At 68.5% G+C, this 17,314-nt stretch carries 13 protein-coding genes and 1 pseudogene; 5 read left to right on the top strand and 9 right to left on the bottom strand.

Annotation, left to right across the window (positions count from 1 at the left end):
- Positions 1-75: 75 nt before the first annotated feature.
- Complete coding sequence (locus ACIQVT_RS00415) at positions 76-4,323, bottom strand: hypothetical protein (protein ID WP_403745534.1); 4,248 nt, start codon at positions 4,321-4,323, stop codon at positions 76-78.
- Positions 4,324-4,679: 356 nt separating this feature from the next.
- Positions 4,680-5,039, bottom strand: coding sequence for a hypothetical protein (locus tag ACIQVT_RS00410; RefSeq protein ID WP_403745532.1), 360 nt, complete (start codon positions 5,037-5,039; stop codon positions 4,680-4,682).
- 181 nt (positions 5,040-5,220) lie between these two features.
- Between ACIQVT_RS00410 and ACIQVT_RS00405 the strand changes: the two are divergent.
- From ACIQVT_RS00405 to ACIQVT_RS00395, 3 genes and pseudogenes are all read left to right on the top strand, one after another.
- Positions 5,221-5,482 (top strand): annotated as a pseudogene (locus ACIQVT_RS00405) (IS5/IS1182 family transposase); the annotation flags it as partial.
- 305 nt (positions 5,483-5,787) lie between these two features.
- Entirely contained in the window at positions 5,788-6,708 is a 921-nt protein-coding gene (locus tag ACIQVT_RS00400) for a hypothetical protein (protein WP_403745528.1), read from the top strand.
- 232 nt (positions 6,709-6,940) lie between these two features.
- Positions 6,941-7,180: a hypothetical protein gene (locus tag ACIQVT_RS00395; RefSeq protein ID WP_403745526.1), complete on the top strand. Its 240-nt coding sequence runs from the start codon at positions 6,941-6,943 to the stop codon at positions 7,178-7,180.
- Between the two features lie 315 nt (positions 7,181-7,495).
- On the opposite strand, the gene ACIQVT_RS00390 is transcribed toward ACIQVT_RS00395, so the two are convergent.
- Positions 7,496-8,227 (bottom strand): hypothetical protein, encoded by a 732-nt coding sequence (locus ACIQVT_RS00390; RefSeq protein WP_403745524.1) that lies wholly within the window; start codon positions 8,225-8,227, stop codon positions 7,496-7,498.
- 634 nt (positions 8,228-8,861) lie between these two features.
- Between ACIQVT_RS00390 and ACIQVT_RS00385 the strand changes: the two genes are divergently transcribed.
- Both ACIQVT_RS00385 and ACIQVT_RS00380 read left to right on the top strand, forming a co-directional pair.
- Complete coding sequence (locus ACIQVT_RS00385) at positions 8,862-9,512, top strand: HNH endonuclease (RefSeq protein WP_403745523.1); 651 nt, start codon at positions 8,862-8,864, stop codon at positions 9,510-9,512.
- Positions 9,513-9,827: 315 nt separating this feature from the next.
- Entirely contained in the window at positions 9,828-10,409 is a 582-nt protein-coding gene (locus ACIQVT_RS00380) for a DUF3732 domain-containing protein (protein ID WP_403745521.1), read from the top strand.
- Positions 10,410-10,751: 342 nt separating this feature from the next.
- Here the strand turns inward: ACIQVT_RS00380 and ACIQVT_RS00375 are convergent, their stop codons facing one another.
- The 6 genes from ACIQVT_RS00375 to ACIQVT_RS00350 all read right to left on the bottom strand — a co-directional run bounded on the left by ACIQVT_RS00375 (position 10,752) and on the right by ACIQVT_RS00350 (position 17,244).
- Positions 10,752-11,951, bottom strand: a complete 1,200-nt coding sequence (locus ACIQVT_RS00375; protein WP_403745520.1) for an endonuclease domain-containing protein — start codon at positions 11,949-11,951, stop codon at positions 10,752-10,754.
- A gap of 123 nt (positions 11,952-12,074) precedes the next feature.
- Entirely contained in the window at positions 12,075-13,211 is a 1,137-nt protein-coding gene (locus ACIQVT_RS00370; RefSeq protein ID WP_403745519.1) for a TniQ family protein, read from the bottom strand.
- Positions 13,212-13,348: 137 nt separating this feature from the next.
- A complete protein-coding gene (locus tag ACIQVT_RS00365; protein ID WP_403745518.1) occupies positions 13,349-14,383 on the bottom strand; it encodes an ATP-binding protein in 1,035 nt (344 codons plus the stop codon).
- Positions 14,371-14,802, bottom strand: a complete 432-nt coding sequence (locus ACIQVT_RS00360; protein ID WP_403745517.1) for a hypothetical protein — start codon at positions 14,800-14,802, stop codon at positions 14,371-14,373. Before ACIQVT_RS00360 ends, ACIQVT_RS00365 begins: the two co-directional genes overlap by 13 nt.
- Positions 14,803-15,001: 199 nt before the next feature.
- Positions 15,002-16,537 carry a transposase gene (locus tag ACIQVT_RS00355; RefSeq protein WP_403745515.1) on the bottom strand — a complete coding sequence of 512 codons (1,536 nt, stop codon included), beginning with the start codon at positions 16,535-16,537 and terminating at the stop codon, positions 15,002-15,004.
- On the bottom strand, positions 16,534-17,244 hold the full coding sequence (locus ACIQVT_RS00350; protein ID WP_403745514.1) for a TnsA-like heteromeric transposase endonuclease subunit: 711 nt from the start codon (positions 17,242-17,244) through the stop codon (positions 16,534-16,536). Before ACIQVT_RS00350 ends, ACIQVT_RS00355 begins: the two co-directional genes overlap by 4 nt.
- Between the last annotated feature and the right edge of the window lie 70 nt (positions 17,245-17,314).

The raw sequence follows: 17,314 nt of genomic DNA, 5'->3' as shown, positions 1-17,314 counted from the left end.
ATCCCGGAATTTCTGACAGGCAGAGGCCGCCACAGGGACGCTGTCGACCGGCCGACGCGCCTTACGCGGAAGCCGTCACGACGGTTCCCCTGGCTGAAGGTCCGCGACAGGAGGAACGCGAGGGGCATCCAGATCGATCTCCTCGGCGGTGATGGTGCGGCGCGACCAGCTGCTGGGCACGATGAGCCCGGCGTTGACCATGACCACGGCGACCAGAGCTGGCGCGGGGGCGTCTTCGGTTGCGTGCAGGTCGGGCCGCATCAGCCACAGGTAGTTCTCCTGCACCCCGACCGGCTGCTGCTTTTTGGTGACGTCCAAGACCAGCAGGATGGACAACTGCCGCTGGACGGCCGCCGCGTACTGGGTGGGCTGACCCAGATACCGCCGGGAGCGGTCGACGTCGAAGGCCTTGTGACGCTCGACTTTCAGCTCGCAGGTCACGTTGTCGTGGACGACGTCGGTGATGCCCAGACCCTGCCGGGTGGCGCGGGAGACCCGGCCGCCCAGGAGCGGGTCCTGTTTCAGGCGCCGGTCAACCTCGTCGTGGAAGCGGGCCTCGGACACGTTCCGGCCACGCCGGAACAACTGGTCATAGGTGAGTTCGGCGGCCACTGCGGTGACGGCGGCCAGGAGCCGGCCGAACGCCTGCAGGGTCTCCTCGTCGTCGGTGAACTCCCGGACCCTCTCGTGCAGGGCCAGCAGACGAGCGTCGACCTGGGGGAGTGCAGTGAGCGCGTCGCGGGTGGAGTCGAAGGGACGCAGCCGAAGCTCGGGGTAGCCGGCCAGGTCCGCCGTGCAGAGCCTGCTGCCGTCCGCCGACCGGAAGCGCGCCACCACCCGGACGGTCTGGGCGGGTTGGCCCGCACCGAGCGCGAAGCGCACGACCAGAGTGCCCTCACCGCGCACCGACACTCCCTCGTCTTCACGGCCCGTCCCGCCGGTGGCCATGGAGCGGGCCAGACGGAACGACGGAACGACGAGCTCGTCGGGACGGAGCACCGACAGCAGCTCGACGTCCAGACGGTCGGCCCAGGACGGCCAGACGTCCATGCGGAACTCGACGCGCAGGGTGTAGGCCCGCGAGCGATGGACGACCTGGCCGTGGGTGACGCGGCGGTCATCGAGCCACAACAGGCACACCACCACCGGATCCTCTTCCCTGGCCAGCACCGGTTCGGCCGGACCGTAACCGCTGATCCGGGAACAGCCGCGTGCCGCCTGCAGCGGAACCGGCACATCGGCCAGAGCGGCTGCGAGACGGTCGCCTCGCATGGCCGCTGCGTGGACCTGCTCCAGCCACCCCAGCAGCGGCATGTGCAACGGATCGTCGCCGTCCAGGCGTTCTTGCAGGTCCTCCGCGCGAAGGAACGCCGCCTGACGATGCGCTCGTTCCCGGTCCAGGTCCGCCTGCCGTAGCGCTCCGTGGGCCTGCATCAGGTGCGAGGCCACCCGCAGGGACTCGGCCCATGCACGCAGGAATGCGGCAGTGGGGGTCGCCTGCTGATGCAGCTGCTCCACACGGGCGGCGATCTCATCCAGCCGCTCCGACGCCGGCAGGAGATGCCGGGTCGAGGGATCGGTCACGCCCGAGCCGGCGGCCTCGTGCAGCAGTTCGCCGCGCAACGCCAGACGAGCGTGCACCATCAGGTCACTCTGGGCGGTGAAGCCAAACCGCTCTCCGGGCTCGGGCGCCGGGACCGGCCACACGGGTGTGCGCCCGGACTGCAGCGACGGATCGGCCTGCAGGGCGGTGTGCTCGAGCACGGGCTCGAGCCGGTCCCGGTGCCCATCGTAGGCGGGCACCGGCGGCAGATGCTCGTATATGTGGCGGGCCAGTGCACGTGCATCGCCCCAGCGGCCGAACCTCTGAAGACACTCCACCAGCAGCAGCGCACCACCCGTCCAGTCCGGCCGGACCAGCTTCTCGAACCGTTCGTAGGGCAGGTCCACGCCCCCGCCGGCCGTTTCCATCAAGTGCACAAACCGCAGGTCGTCGTGATCGGTGAAGGGGCTGTTGAGGGAAGGATCGTGCAGCACGGCCATTCGCACGGCGGCCATCTGCTTGCTGTGCGCGGCGCTGCTGCTCCACCCGAGCCGGTCGGCCATCCGCTCAGCCTCGCGCGCGGGCAGCGCCGCGGCATGGTCGAGAATCCACAGTTCGACCTGGGGAACCTGGTCGGCGTCCCAGCGCGTGCGTTCGCTGTAGAGGACGTCGAGAGCCAGCGCCACGAGGTCGTGCTCGTTCTCGTCATTGCGATAGGCGTCGACGATCCGCGCAGCCAGGACGATCAGGGACCACATGTCCCTCTCGTGCAGCAGCGAGCGCCCATGGATCAGCAGGGCCCGCAGGACGGCCAGGTAGGGGTCCTGCAGCAGCGCAGGCCCGCAGTCGGCCAGGCTCCCCGGCAGCGAGTGTCGTGCGGCGAGCAAAGCCCAGGCTCTCACCGCCGCAGCCCGCAGCAGGGCGTCCTCGCCGAGCAGGCGCCGGTACAGCAGCGGCAGGACCCGGGCCACCACACCGGGCTGCTGGCCGTACTCGGCGGCAATCCGACACACCAGCTCCAGACAGTCCCGTTGAACCCAGAGGACGCGTGGATCCTGCTTCCCGGCATGCGCGGACCGACCGGCGGCAAAGTCCGCCTCCAAAACGGCCTCCACCACCCCCAGCGGATCCTGCGACGCGCAACGGGCCAGAGCGCTGCGTACTTCCCGCACGCTGGACTGCACCGTCTGCTTCCGGCTCAAACGCTCCAGCGCCGGGGGCACACCCATGGGAGAGGGGTGCACGAAGACACTCGAGTCCTGCGACGGGGCATGCATCAGGAGCATGTGGCCCAGCAGAGCGTCCGCATGGACGGCCATCGCCGCCGGGAATTGCTTCGCAAGGTCATCCACCAGCGTGGCGACCTGGAACCGGGCCTCGAATCCCCACCGGTCGTCCAGGAGACCGACGGCTGCCTGGCACAGCCGCGGGGCCAGGCTCTCGCACACCGTCTCGGGGATCTCCCGGTGCAAGAACGGGTCGTCCCGGGACAGCAGTCTCCGGCAGTGCTCGAGGCACCCCACCAGCCGCTCAGCGTGATCGGACGAAGCGGGAACGACGCGGCCCAGATCGGCGATGACCGCATCGAACTCACTCAGCATCGCCTCCGCCACCGCCGCTGCGACTTCATGGGACGGCAGAAGGTCGAAGTGGTCGGCGTCCGGGACGGCGAGCGCTTGGAGCAGCGGCCCGGCCACGTCCTTCCACATACACCGGCTACCGGCCAGCAACACCCGTGCCGCCACCCCTCCCTGATGTCGACGCGCCTCGGCATCCCGTATCGCCCGGGCGACGTCACCAGTGGTGCGCACGGCGCTGCCGGGCGGGATCACCAGCACAGAGGGCCGGTCGGGCGGTGACGTGGTCAGCAGGTCGACGACCACGTTCAGCACCGCGGGCAGGTTTGCATCGGTCGCGGCGACCAGACCGGCTGGATCCCCGGACTCCGGGCTTTCCCGGCGCCCCGTCCGGGTGAACACTGGACCGGCTACCAGCCGCACGCACGACAGGATCACCTCCCGCGTCATGTCCTCGGACCGGTAGGAACGAGGGAAATCGACCAGACACGCTGCGGCCTCGGACGACGGCCGCAGGGCGAGCACCTCGCAGGCCAGCGCCGCCACCCGGTCTGCCGGAGTGACCCCTGCACGCGCCAGGTACCGCAGCGGGACGAGCAGTCTGTCCTCGTGCTGCTCACGTACCAGAGTAAAAAACTGGCCGATGAGCTCGCCGGAGAAGAGCTCCGGCGCGCGGCGCGCCACAGCGGTCAGCCTCGTGTGCGCCGCCGCGACCGCCGGGGCCCGGTCGGCAGTGCACGGCGCGTCGATGAGGTTGAGATCCTCCCGCAGCTGATGCGTGCCCGCTCCGCTCGCCGCCAGCAGCGCCGTTCGAGTATCGCGCCGCCATCGTGCCCGTCGCACAGCCTCCGCTTCAGCGGCTTCGCTCTCCTGCCGCCGCCGCTCGGCGGCGGCATCTTCGCTCTCTACGACAGTGAGCAGGTTCGGCATCCGTCCCGACGCCGCGCGGGAGGGGCACTCACGGCAGTGCTCGCGGACGTAGTCCCCGGCGATGAGCTGCAGATTGTGGGCCGCAGGGCCGAGACCGCCCACGTCGCAATAGATCTCGCGCATGTCGGTGGGCAGCCCGCTGGCAGCCTCGGCCATGCCATGCCCACCGGAAGCCCGGAACTGCAGTTTGCTGCAGTGGTGACGGGCCAGCTCGATGATGTCCTGGTTGCGGCGCCCCAACTCCAGGAGCTGCTCGAACCGATGGTCGTTCACTGCACCTCGTCATCGTTTGCGGTCGGCTCACGGCGTCAGCCGACAGATGCCCTCCCTGGCTACAGATGTTCCTGCACCCCGGATCAGGTCGTCACCACCGGAACGTACAGTCCGGCACTGACAACGCCCCGCGATCCGCCCGGCATACTCCCGGCCGGTGCCGTCGGGAAACCAGCCCGGGGTTCTTTCGGGACGTCTGCCCGCGAGACGTCAGCCGACAGCAGAAGGTCGGCGATTATCAACCTCGCCCGCGTCCTGAAGGACCGCCGAGGCCTGATCAAGGAACACCTCAAGAAGGGGCACGGCGCACGCGGGCTTCGACCGCGGGCGGGTCGGACCCAAGGCCGAGCGACGCATCAGTCACTGGGGCGCAGGACGAGCGTGATCAGCGTGGTCATACGGACCTTGACGCCGGTGGCCGGCTTGCTCGAAGCCACGGTCCACGACGAGGTCTCGTCGGCCGCGTCATTCATTACGTCGTGCCCATCAGGGGCCAGGGCCTTGACGCTGTCGAAACACTCCAGGTCCTTGCCGAGAGGGTCGAAGTGCTTGCCACGCATGTCCGGCATCGGCTGCGGCCAGTGCTCAGCGAGGCAGTGAGCGGTGACGCTGCCGGAGGCGTACGAGGACGTGCGCTTCTCGCTGCTGCTCCCGCATGCGGTGAGGGCAACGATCGCTGTCAGCGCTGCGGCGCCCGCCAGGACGGAGTTTCTCATAGCGGCGATCGTGGGCCTTTCGGCGACTGCCTGCCCAGCGTGTAGCGAAGTCGTGATGCTGCGTTCGGTAGGGCAGTGGGCTGCGGATCTGTGGCGCCAGAAAAAGGAACGCCTCGCAGGCGCGGCACGGTAGGGCACGGACTGCGACCAGTGGAGCTCCTCGGCACGGCGGCGCCTATCCCATAAGCGCCACGGCGTGAATGTCCAGGTCAGCGCCGATCCGTCATCTCTGGGTTGCGCCCGCCCTGCCAGGCGCCGTCCACGACATCGGGGCCGCACGAACCCACGGGATCATTGACGCTCTCACGAAGCCAGCGTCCGGAACTTGGGCCGACAAGGGCACCAAGGGAGCTCGGGGCACGATCCGATTCCCCCACCGGGGCCGCCGGTGGGAAGCGGCGAACTTTTCCCACGCCCGGATCCGAGCTGTCGGCGAGCAGGCGAAACTGGGAGGTGAGAGGTTCCGGATACGCTCTCCTTACCCGGAATCAGAAACCAGCCGGGCCACACAATTGACGCCAGCGGGCAACCTGCGGGTGCAAGAACTTTCGGCCGGGGCGCCGGAAACGGGGGAGGGAACGATGACGGGGGAGATTCCGCAGGGCACAGGACGGCCCGTGCACGGCCATCAGCCGTACTCGCCGAGCAGCTCCTCAGTGCCTGGGCAACGCCCCGAGTCGGTGCCGGGCGGCCCGGCCCAGCACGTTGACTTCCCGCCCGTCCTCAACGGACTGGCTACCTGGCCAGCGTGGTGGAGCAGCTGTCCGGCGAGCCGACGCCGCGCGATCTGAAGTACGCCGTCCTGCACCTCCAGGCCGGCACCGAGGTCTTGCTCAAGGCCCGCCTCCAGCAGGCGCATTGGACGCTGATCGTCCAGGACCTGCCAGCCGAGCTGCGAAAGACCAAGAAGGGCCCGCTGCGCGAGCGGGTCCCCATCGGCTCCTTCGCCAGCTGCGGCATCGACGAGACCCTCACGCGGTTGCGTGAGGTGGTGGGACTGGACCTGGACAGCAAGCATCTTGCCGCCGTCGCCAAGCTGGGGCAGACCCGCAACGCCCTACAACATTACGGGCTGACGCAGTCTGCTCCCGCGGTGGAGGCGCAGGCGGCCACCGTGCTGGACTTCCTGCTCACCTTCCTGCACGAACACCTTCTGCCTCACCTGGACGCGCCCGAAAGGGTCCAGGTGGAGGCGGCCATGGACGACGTGCGGCACCGCCTGGGCACGATCACCAAGCTGATCCAGACCCGGATGAACGGGCTCAAGGAGGCGTTGGCCCCGTGCACGGACGCCACGGTCCTCTGTCCGGACTGCGGCATGCCCGCCCTGGTCGCCGGGGTCCCGCTCTCCTGCCGGTTCTGCTACCGCTCGTGGACGGATGCCGAATGCGCCGCCGCCGACTACGTCTATGCGGAGATGGTGCGCAAGAAGGCGGTCGACCCCCTCGACAACGAGGAACCGCAGCTCTACTGGTGCCCCACGTGTGACACCCCGACCATCTTTGACGTCGAACGCGACGGCTGGTTGATGTACCTGTGCATGAGCTGCGCCGTCGTTCTTGACACCCTTATCTGGTGCAGAAAAGGCTGCGGTTCCCTGATCGACCCCAAGACGAACGACTTCGACATCTGTCCCGCCTGCATGGCCCGGCTACAGGAGACGACATGAGGATGCAGCGTCCCCTCAACACAACTTCCGAGCTCGCGTCATGACGTCGGCCGAGCTCGTCCTCGTTCCCGGCCGCACCCCGATTGCCCGTCGACAGCGCGCGGAACCCGACGTGCGCACGCGCGGCGACGAGCGGATTCCCGCGTCCGCCCCTCACAAGCTCACTACCGCAGTGCCGCAGAACTCCCGGGACGCCCACGCCACCCGATGGCGCTCCTAGAACCTGTGGTGCGTGGCGTACGCCTGGGCGAAAGACGAACCCAACGCCGTCGCCTCCTACCTGTCCGACCTCGGCGACCGAGGCCACCCCAGCAATACGCTCGAAGCACACTTCGCGACCCTGCGCGCGCTGCGCGTCATCGACAACGCCCCGCTGTCCGACGTCGAGATCAGGGCCTGCCATCTCATCGTCCGGCATCGGGCGGGGAGGAGGCGGACAAGGGCTGGTGGAACCGGGCCCGCTCCATGCTGACGCCGTCGACCCGGGCGATCTGCGCCGGATGGTCCGTACCGCTGGCCGCACCACGGCGCGCTGCAAGCAGGTGGTCCGGGGCCCCTGTTCCAGCGCTGTCCCGTGCGGCGGCCCTGTGGGAACCCTGCGCGAGCAGGAAGCGGACAGGGCCCCGCGCTCGCGGTTGCGGGGCCCTCGTCTGGACCGGCGGATCTTGATGATCAGGGTCTGCCGGACGTTCTTCTGCCGACTATGCGGGAGCTGGGGTGAAATCTCGGGACAGCGGGGGCCGTGACCAGCGACACGCTGGGCTTCCGGGACTACGCTCGGTTCGGCTCATCCGTGGTCGTTGCCACAGTTGTCGGCCGTCTTCACGACAGGCTCGCCCAACACGACCTTTCCACGGGCGTCCGTCAGCGTCGTTTCCGGGTCGATCAGTATCTCACTGTCGCTCATGTCGACCAGGTCGGTCTTCAATCGACCCCATCTTCTTCCGTGGCTGTCGACGAACCCCAGGTACGTGAACGCGGCCCGCGCCGAAGTGAAGCGCTCTTGGCCCTTCCGCGTGACCTGATCCAGCGAGGGGACCAGGAACATCTTCTGGGTATCGAAGACCTCCTCAGTGCATGGAGGTAGATCGTGACCGCCTGGAAAGCCGTAGTAGGACCCTACGGCGAAGCGACGAGCTCCGAGGCGGACGCTCGTCACCGGGTCGAGTGAACGGTTCAGGACATGGAGTTCAGGTCCCCCACCCGATTTCGAGTCCTGTACCCAGAACGTGACCTGTGATGCCTGGGCCTGCTCCTCGCGCTGGCTGTCCTCTCTCGACTGGCTGAGTTGGTCCCGGGCGGTCTGCTGGGTCCAGTACGTGGCAACAGCTTGCGCCCAGAGCCCGCCGATCGCCGCGACAGCGGCAAGTCCCGCTCCACTGACCGTGATGGCGTGCGCCCACCCGGCCCTCCGCAGACGTTCACGCACACTCAGCGCTGCGGGCTCCGGGTCTGGCTCCGCCTCTGGGTCCGGCTCGGGGACTGAGGCTGGGGAGAGCTGTATGTCGGGCTCGGGCACTCTCGGTTCCGGTACCCGCGCCCGTACCACCTGGGGCGCTGTCCGTCGGCGAGCGAGCCGCAGTCGGACTCTCTGCTCCGGTCGGTCGGCCAAATGGGGCCTCCTCGGCTAGATCGCGCCACATACGCTGGCACAAGTCGCTGTCGCCCATGGGTACTTCGCGATCCCAGCCTTAGCCTCCGGCTTACCCTTCGTCCGTACGCTCGGGCCCCCGATGCCAAGTCGCTGCGGCCCGGTTGAGGAGATGTCGGCAGCTGCAGACCGCGCCGGGACCATCCCCGCGTGCGGGGGGATGATTCCAACGTGGCCGTCCAGGAGATGCAGCGCCTCAACTGCTCCCTGCACGCGCAGGGATGGTCCCAACACACGAGACCAGCGCCTCCACGACCACTTCCTGCTGTTGTGGACCGGGACGAACACCCGCTCGCCCCGGTGCCCCTGCGACGGCGCCGGGCCTGTATCAGCTGGTTGAGGCTGCGGAGCCCCGATGAAAGCGACCTCTGGTGCCTCGTTTGTCAGTGGCCGCCGTTACTGTTCCTCCTCTGCTCCAACAACGGCAAGGGTGAACGTGTCTACCGCACAGTCTGCAATTCCACGGGGGAGCCGTGCTGATCAGCCGACATGGGTGTGGCTGATGGTTCTCACCGCGCACCAGGGACTCTGTGTGTACTGCGGGAAGAGCGCGACAACGCTGGATCATGAGGAGCCGGTGAAGGACAACGGGGCAGACATCTGGTGGAACTTCGTCCCGGCATGTGAGAGCTGCAACAAGCGGAAGAGCAAGCGCACTGCGAAGAGGTGGGCTGCAGACATGGACCTGAGCTACCTCTTCCCGAAGGCCGGCTTCAGCACGAAGCCGATGCGTCCCCAGGTATACCGCGGCATTCCGGGGCGCGTGGAGCGAGCCCAGAGAGAGATCGCCGACACCGACCGACGCGACTGGTTCCGTCACCACTACGGCAAAGAGAAGCACACGAACAAGGCGGGCATGTTCGAAGTGCTCGAACGCTGCGAGGCGGAGTTGAAGAGCTACCCACACAAGCCGTGGACAACGCCGAAGGTTCGCGAGACCAAGGCGGATACATGCGTCCGCTGGATGTGCTGCCCATGGAAGCATCCCGACGCGTGGGTCTTTGCACCGACGATGATCCTCGCGAGCAAGGAGCGCGAGGCGTTTCGCAGAGCGGCGTACCAGACACAACTCGGCGAGGGCGAACTCCTTGTTGAGCTGGTGAAGCGATACCTAGCTGAGCGACGCCGTGACGTCGGCGACTTGGAGTCGTGATCGGGCTCGCATCCCCGGGCGTCAAGTATTGGTACCGCTCTCACCGACCACCTCGCGCAGGAACTCGCCCAGGCGCAAACCCTCCAGCCCGTCCGCGAAGAGCACCGAAACGCCCTCCAGATCGAGCGCGGCCGCGTCACCGAACGCCTGAGACTGAACGGCGCCCAGCTTAGAGAACTACTGGCGAGCGACGAACGCCTGCGCAACCTGCAGGAACAGAACCTACGCGTCGCACACATCCAGGGCAGGATCGCCGAAGCACTCACCCGAACCGGAACCGACAGCGACCTCACCCGGCTGCGCAACGACCTGGCCTTGGCCCAGGAACACGCCGCCACACTGGAACAGCTCATCGACGAGGACGACGTCACCGCCGAGACCGAACGCCGGCTCGCCGACATCGCCGTCGGCACGACCGCCTGGGCAAAGCGCCTTAACCTCGGAGGAGCAGTAGACGCCACCGAAGTAGGGATCAGCCTCAAACTGCTCAACGTGATCCTGAGACGACCCGCAGGACGCCTGCCCCTGACACGGATCGGCAGCGCCAAGAACCACATCGGCTACCACCTCGTCGCCCACCTTGCTCTCCACACCTACCTGCGCCGCAACAACCGGCCGGTCCCCGGCTTCCTCATGTTCGATCAACCCACCCAGGCGTTCTTCCCAGAAAAGCCCCGCGACGCCGCAACCATCCAAGACGCCGACTGGACCACCGTCACCGCCTACTTCCAGCTCCTCAACGACGTGGTACAGCTCAACAAGGGAGCCCTGCAGATCATCGTCTGCGACCACGCGAACCTGGCTGAAACCTGGTACCAGGACGCTGTGATCGGCAACTGGCGCCCCGACAGCGACGGCAAACGCAACGCCCTCATCCCCCCTGACTGGCTTGAATAACGGCACCGCCGGGTACGGCTGGCCCAGCCTTACCCGGCGGCCTCTTCCTTGGGTGGGACACCCCGATGTAGCGACTGCGGTCCGGTGCTTCGCTCTGCTCATGTCGGCGCGGGTAGCGGGACCGTGCAACCGGACTGCCAGGTCACCCTGGCCAGGCGGGAGAAGCCCCAGGCTTCTCTCGCCCGCTCGGCGGTCGGGTTCGAAGTGTGCAAGCCATGACGTGTCGCGTTTCGTTGGTGCCCGGCAGAAGGCGGCGTCTGGCTGCGTTCTGCCGGGCGCCCGGCCCACGGGCGGACTCGGGGGAGAGAAGTTCAAGTACAGAAGCGATGAGGCGTCGGGCCGTCAGGCGGATTCCTGGCTGGGGCCGTCGGTACCGGCCTCCAGGGCCTTGTCGACGAACTCCCGTACCAGCTGCCTGACCTGAGCGGCTGGCACGACCTGTTCCCACTGGGGGTTAGATGTGCACTGCCAGCAGTGCATTCGGAAACGGATCGATCCGTCTTCCTGAATCGCACCCCACGCGGAGTGGGGCCGCTTCGCACACGGGCCGTGAGGGTCGGGCACGAACGTCTGCAGCACGATGTCGGGCTGGTGGCGCGGCGGCACGGTCCTGTCGCGGCGGCAGCCGTCGCACAGCAGGAGGTGGCGGACCGCACCCGACCGGTGGATGAACCTGTAGCCGCCGCCTTCGTAGGTGTTGCAGCTGGCACACACCGGCCCGCGCACGAATCCGTGCGCGTGGCAGTGGTCCCAGTACACGGCCTGTCGCGGACTGGGGCACAACCGGCACAAGAACGCCTCCGGCTGCGAGTTATTCAGCAGCGACGCATACAGCCGACCGCGCAGGTGGTCCTTGTAGGGGCGGGCGACGGAGGCGGCGCACGCGGGGCACAGGGTGGTGTAGCCGCTGTTGCTCGACGTGCGCCACTTCCAGACGTCTCCGGTGGCGTTGCAGCGGCTGCATCGGGCGGCCTGTTCGACGCACTCGGCGGCGATCTGGTCCGCCCGGTCGAGGAGGGCGGCGTAGGCGCGCGGGACCATCCAGGTGGTGCCGGACCACGTCAGCAGCGGCAGTGGGCTGGTGCACGCGATGGGCGAACGGCCGTAGCGTTCCTTGACCTGCTCGAAGGTCGCTCCACACCCCAGCCCGTAGCGGTTGGGCCGGGTGCCGCTGCACGGCTGCTGTCCCTCGCAGCGACAGCCGTTGGCGCTCTGGTCCTGGTAGGAGATGTGCTCGAACCAGCGGTGGATCTGTGAGCGCCACGTCTGGTTGTGCTCGGCGGACGAGAGACGGGCGTCGACCAGGTCGTCGGGGTCGAAAGGGAGCGACGCGAGTCGGTTGCCGGCCGCGCGGATGTCCCGGTCGTCCAGCCGCCACCGACCCTTGTACTTGTAGCCGCGCACGGCGGTGTCTCCGATGAGGACGTGGTTGCTGATCTGGAAGGTGTAGCGGGACAGCGAGGCGGGCGCTGCGGGGACGGGACAGCCCTCGGTGAGTTCCGCCAGTAACTGGTTGGCGTACTCCGAACTGATCGATGCCATGGGTATGTGTCTCCTTCGTGTGCGAGGGATGAGCGGGCGGGGTGTGGTGGCCTGCGGACGCCAGCGAGATACGGCCGGGGCGGAGTGGGCTGGTGAGGGAGCCGGGGACGGGGTTGGCAGATGTCACGGGCACGGCGCCAGCCTGGGCCGCGGTGAGGGCACCGGTTCCCAGCCACCGGTCAGGAAGGCTGCCCCGGCCTCTTCGTAGATGCTGCGGGGACGGCGGTCGGTGAGGAAGCCGATGCGGTCGTTGTACTCGGTGGGCCGTACGGCCGCTCGGTGCACCGTCCACAAGCCATCGCTTTCGGGGCCGTCCGCAGCGGTGAGCCGGTGCAGCCACCGATCGAGGGGATCGGTTTGTGCGGCCGTCCTGGGTCTGGTGCGGGTGTAGGCGATCAGCCAGTCCGCGAGCCACGGCCTGCCAGCCCGGCGGCTGATTTCCCCGAGCAGCAATTCCATTGCGGCGCCTGCTCCTTGGACTGTGGCGGTCTCGCGCAGTCGCTGCTGCCAGCGCGGAGCGCCGAGCAGCCGGGCCACGGCGATCGTCTCCGGGTAGGACACCAGGGCATGCGGTACCACGGCTGTCGGCATGGATCCCGTGACCGCGGCCAGCCGGCGTACACGGTCCTGCCAGACCGCCTCGGATCTCCACCCCTGTACTTGCCACGACCACACCACCGCCGCGGCGAGGGCCACCACGTTCGCCGCATCCGGACGGGCCCGTGTGAGAGCGAAGTGATGGCGGTGAGCAGTGAGGATCTCGGGCAGAGTCTCCAGCGGAATGCTCGCCGGCCTCCCGGGATGCGCGAGGAGCCAGCGCCGGTGACGCTGGCAGACGTGCCTGGCCGTTCCCGGGTACATCAGAACAGGCTGTCCGGGCCGCCAGGCCCGCCCGGTACACGCAGGACAGGCCCCCACCCATGCCTCGCCCGGCATGTACCAGGCCGCCCGCGGGTTCTCGTCATCTGCGAGCCGCCCGTGCGGGGCGGCGAGAGCGGGCAGCAGGCGGGTGAGCCGGGGCAGGGGAAGACCGGTGGAGCGGGTCAGGGCTGTTCGCGCGGGTGTGTTGAGGAACAGTTCCAGGCCGCTGCCGGGGGTGCCCGTCACCTGCGCCTGGTGCGCGCCGCTCAGGATGCCCCGCAGCAAGTCCTGGGCGGGCAGGCCGTAAGGGGCGGCCATCCTGCGGAACCAGGAGCCGGTCAGTTCCCCAGCCACGGGCGGGATACGAACAAGAGTGTGGGCGGAGGCTTGCACCGGCATTGTCCTTTGCGCGTGGGTGTTGAGGGCAGGGTGGGCAGAGGGGCGCGGCCATGGATGAGCGACCCGTCGGCACGGGAAGGGGGGCGACAGGGCAGCCCCGCAGCGGGTAGTCGGGTGGGGGCCTTCCGCCGCGCCGGTCAGTTGCCGGGGCGTTGCCGGCGGGTGGTGCGCGCTGCGTTCGTGGCCTGGACGTCGAGGAGCACCTGCGACAGCTGTTTCTTCGTGATTGCGAGGCTTCCGTCCAGGATGGAGCGGATCGCGGCCTCCCTGATGAGGAGGGAGAGACTGGCCATCACGCCGCCGGTTCGCAGATGGATGTAGGCGGCGTGGCGTACCAGCGTTCCGGGCCGGTGGTGGGCCAGGCGCAGCGCCCCCTCCATGTCGCCCAGGAGCGAGTGCCACATCTTCTTCTGCTCCGGGGTGCCGTTGAGCAGCGGGGGAGTGCGCAGAAGTTTGCAGCGGGCGGCGAGCTGGGCACCACGGGGCCCGGTCAGCAGCGGTGAGTCCTCCACGTTGACACCGGCCAGCACGAACGTCGCGGGTACTCGTTCCATAAGGGTCTTGACCTGGTCGGAGGTGTCAGCGCCGGGCCGGGTACGGGTGTTGAGCAGGTGTACGTCGTCGATGAACACCAGCCGGGTGCCCCTCTCTAACATGACGTGACACACGGCGTTGGTGATGGTGTGTTCGGTCATCCGGTCGTGGAGGGGAATGCCGGCGAAGCGGGCGAGGACCTTGGCCAGGTTCCTGGGCGTGTAGGTAGGCGGGACGGAAGCGAACAGCACGGGCATGGAGCCCTCAAGACCCGGCCGGCGGCGCCGTTCGCTCAGTTCGAAGGACCGGCCCAGTTCCATGAGTGTGGTTGACTTTCCTGCCCCCGGCGGCCCGGACACGATCAGGCCGCGCCGGGCCGTGCTCGGCTGCTTGTTGTTCACCAGCAGGGTGACCCTCAGCTCTGCCTTCGCGCGTTCCATGGAAGGCGTCTTGAGGGTGACGAACTCCGAGTGGTAGTCCAGCAGCCTCGCCTGATCCCAGGACGGGTCGTCCACTGGTGCGGCGGTCCTCCGCAGACGGCAGACGTATTCCTGCCACCGGACGCAGTCGGTGACCGCGCCGGGAGTGACATCGCCGTCGGAGAAGTCGCGGCCTGCGGCAACAGTTAGGGCAGCCACTGGTCCTCCTCAAGATCCTGGTCGCTGAGGATGAGAGACCCTCCCGAGATATCGCCGGTCCCCGGCCCGTCACCGACGACCTCCCCGTCCCCATCTCCGTCCTCGTCCGGCAGGGTCTCGTCATCGGGATCGGGCGCCGCGTACACACCGGCCAGCCCGAACGATGGGGCGAGCACGTCCAGTACGTTGATCTCGCCCGCGGGCACCGACACGGTCTCAGAGGCGCGCGACTTCGCCATCACCCGCCGCTCCACGGTGGACAGCCTCTCTTTGCCCGCGGCCCGCCTGAGGAAGGCGTCCAGGGCCAGGGCCAGTTCGGCCTCGTGTTCCTCACGCGGGCGGTGCGCTCGACCACCTTGCAGATGTGTTCCCAGACGTGATGCGTGAACGGCAGGGCGACCGAGGTGGCGTGGATCCACGCCACCTCACGGAAACCCTCCGGCAGCCGGACCCAGATTCGGACCGGGTCGTATGGGTTGTAGTGCACCTCCCACAGGCCCTTTTCCGGCCGACCCCGGAATCCTTCCCGCGATGGCCGTTGAGGCAGCTGCCGTCGTAGGTGCGGTAGTCGAACCGGATACCGGCATCGGTGATCGGCTGCCAGCGCACCGGCAGCAGCTACACGAAGTCGTCCGACGACAAAGGCACCGGCACGTACCCGGCGACGGGCAGCAGCGCCGCCCACATCTGGTTCGGGCTGAGAGCCTTCTTCGGCATCAGTGGATGCCGCAGTCCCGCATGCGGGCGGTGGTGCCAGTGCACGAGGAACTCCTCCCACAGTGCCCGGAGTTCGGCCGCGGTCCACAGCGGCTCCTGCTCGACCTTGGAGCCGCGCTCGCTCGCGTTCGAACCGGTGTAGCCGGGCAGCCACTGGCAGAACAGCGAATTGACCGAGCCGAACGACCTCTCCACATGGCCCTTGGCCGGTCCGTTCGCCGGAGGTACCGGCTGCAGCGAGATCCCCAGGCTCTCGCACGCGGCCCGGGTGGCCGGGGAGACGAACACCTTGCCCTGGTCGACCACGACCGTCTCGGGCACGATCACCGGACGGGCCGCCGCGTCCTTCAGCCGCTCGTCGATGCCGGTCAGCCGCTCGTGCGGCACGACCGAGGAGGCCATCGACAGCGCTGCGGACCAGCCGGGCCGCATCACCATCGGCGTCATCATCTGCGCCAGCAACACCGCCACGTCCGTCAGCTTGCTCCCCGCCGGCCGTAGCCCCCCCCACAGACCGCCCATGGCCACATCCACGGCGATGGTCAGCTCCAGCCGCCCCACCACCCCGTCGTCCAGGAACACCAGCACGTCCAGCGGCGAACTGTCCAGCATCACGATCTCACCCGGGCGCAGCGCCAGCGTCGGTGTGAACGGCGGGGCCGGACGGGCGGCGCGGGCACGCCGCTGCGCCACCGTTCCCTTCAATCCGAGGGATGCCTCCACTGTGTCGAGGAGCCTGTTGAACGTGGACTGCGGCGGCACCTCGACCGTCCGCCGGCCCTGCTCACCGTGGTGGTCGTCCAGCCACCACTGCACCTCCCCGCGCATCCGCTTCTTCCACCCTCGCGACCGGGAGCGGGAAGCCTCGACAGGCAGCAGGGCGCGCAGCGCCTCGACCAACCGGGGATCTGCGCGGACCAGCTGCGCCGAGCTGCGACGCTTCTTGACCAGCCCCCACACCCCGTCCGCGTGGTAGCGCGCACGCCACCTGCGCACCGTCGCCCGGCTCACGTCCGCCCAGCCCTGCGCGGACAGTTCATCGGCCTTCGCCTGCTCACGCTGGGCCAGCGTGGTGGACGCGGGATCGTACTCAGGTCTCACCGACGCCGTGCCGTTCGGGGCGGGACGCCCGGTCTCCACCTCACGCACGTGCCGCTCCAGTTCGAACGCACGCCGTTGCTCGACCTCGGACACCGTCGACAGCAGGCCCTTCTGCGGTACCCGCAGACCTGGCGGACTCCCGACCGGTGCGAACGACGCATCCCCGAGCAACTCCGCCAGCCCGAACACTGCCAGTGTGTCCTGCCCGTCCTGCTTTTCTGTCCCGGACAGCCAGATCCGCGCACTGGACCCCGAGGATGTCTCGATGCCTGCAACGGTCCATTCCCGGCCGCCGTAGCGTACGACGGTGCCGGGCCTGAGCAGGGGCCGGCTCACTGCCCATCCTCCGCGCATGCCACCGCGACGGTCCGCTCGTGCAGCGGGCGCTCCAGCGGCACGCTCAGGACACCCACCCACATGGCGTGGAACACCGATGGCCACACCGCGATCGGTTCACCCAGCAGCCGCACCCCCTCGGCCAGCGCCGTCGGCACCCGGAAACACTCGGCCACGTCCGGCAACCGGTCCTGCGCATACCGCGGATGCCGGTAGCCGGCAAGCCAGCGCACGTTGGCCTCCACCACTGGCTGCGGCGGTGCGATCAGACGGTAGTGCCAGCCTGCGGTGGCCGCAGCACCCTCCAGGTGTGCGGCCCTCCAAACCAGTCGTCGCCCCGCCCCGAACCGGCTCGCACAATCCACCAGCAATCCGCTGCCGTCCGCCAGACGTGCCATCAGGTGCGGCGCGTGCGACACGGTCCTGCCGCCCCGGCCGTGCCACGACAGCTCCACCGGCCGGCAGGCCAGAGCCGTCACCATCGGATCGTGGTCCAGCATCATGAGCTGCGTGCGCATGGCCTTGAAGCCGTGGTGCACCAGGCACCTGTCGGTCGCGGACCAGTACCAGCCCGGCGCCGAGCGCCGCCCCTTGCCTACGGGGAACCGCCGCACCGGCAGACACTCCTCCAGCCGCTGTTCTCCAGCCGCCTCCAGCCAGGGCAGTTCGTGATCGGTGCCGTCAGAACGGATGAAGCGTGCGGTCATGTGGGCCGGATCAGCGAAGCGACGCCCGATGCTCGGTGGCGGCAGGGGATCAGTCTGGTGGTGTGCTTCG

Origin of the sequence: Streptomyces sp. NPDC100445 (genome assembly GCF_044759735.1) — a bacterium.
In the GTDB taxonomy this organism is placed as follows: domain Bacteria; phylum Actinomycetota; class Actinomycetes; order Streptomycetales; family Streptomycetaceae; genus Streptomyces.
This window is presented reverse-complemented; position numbering and strand designations above follow the sequence as displayed.

Bases quoted from the DNA above. Each gene is read 5' to 3' on its own strand.
- ACIQVT_RS00375 (WP_403745520.1), bottom strand. From the start codon at position 11,951: ATGGCATCGATCAGTTCGGAGTACGCCAACCAGTTACTGGCGGAACTC.
- ACIQVT_RS00410 (WP_403745532.1), bottom strand. From the start codon at position 5,039: ATGAGAAACTCCGTCCTGGCGGGCGCCGCAGCGCTGACAGCGATCGTT.
- ACIQVT_RS00350 (WP_403745514.1), bottom strand. From the start codon at position 17,244: ATGACCGCACGCTTCATCCGTTCTGACGGCACCGATCACGAACTGCCC.
- ACIQVT_RS00385 (WP_403745523.1), top strand. From the start codon at position 8,862: ATGGTTCTCACCGCGCACCAGGGACTCTGTGTGTACTGCGGGAAGAGC.
- ACIQVT_RS00370 (WP_403745519.1), bottom strand. From the start codon at position 13,211: ATGCCGGTGCAAGCCTCCGCCCACACTCTTGTTCGTATCCCGCCCGTG.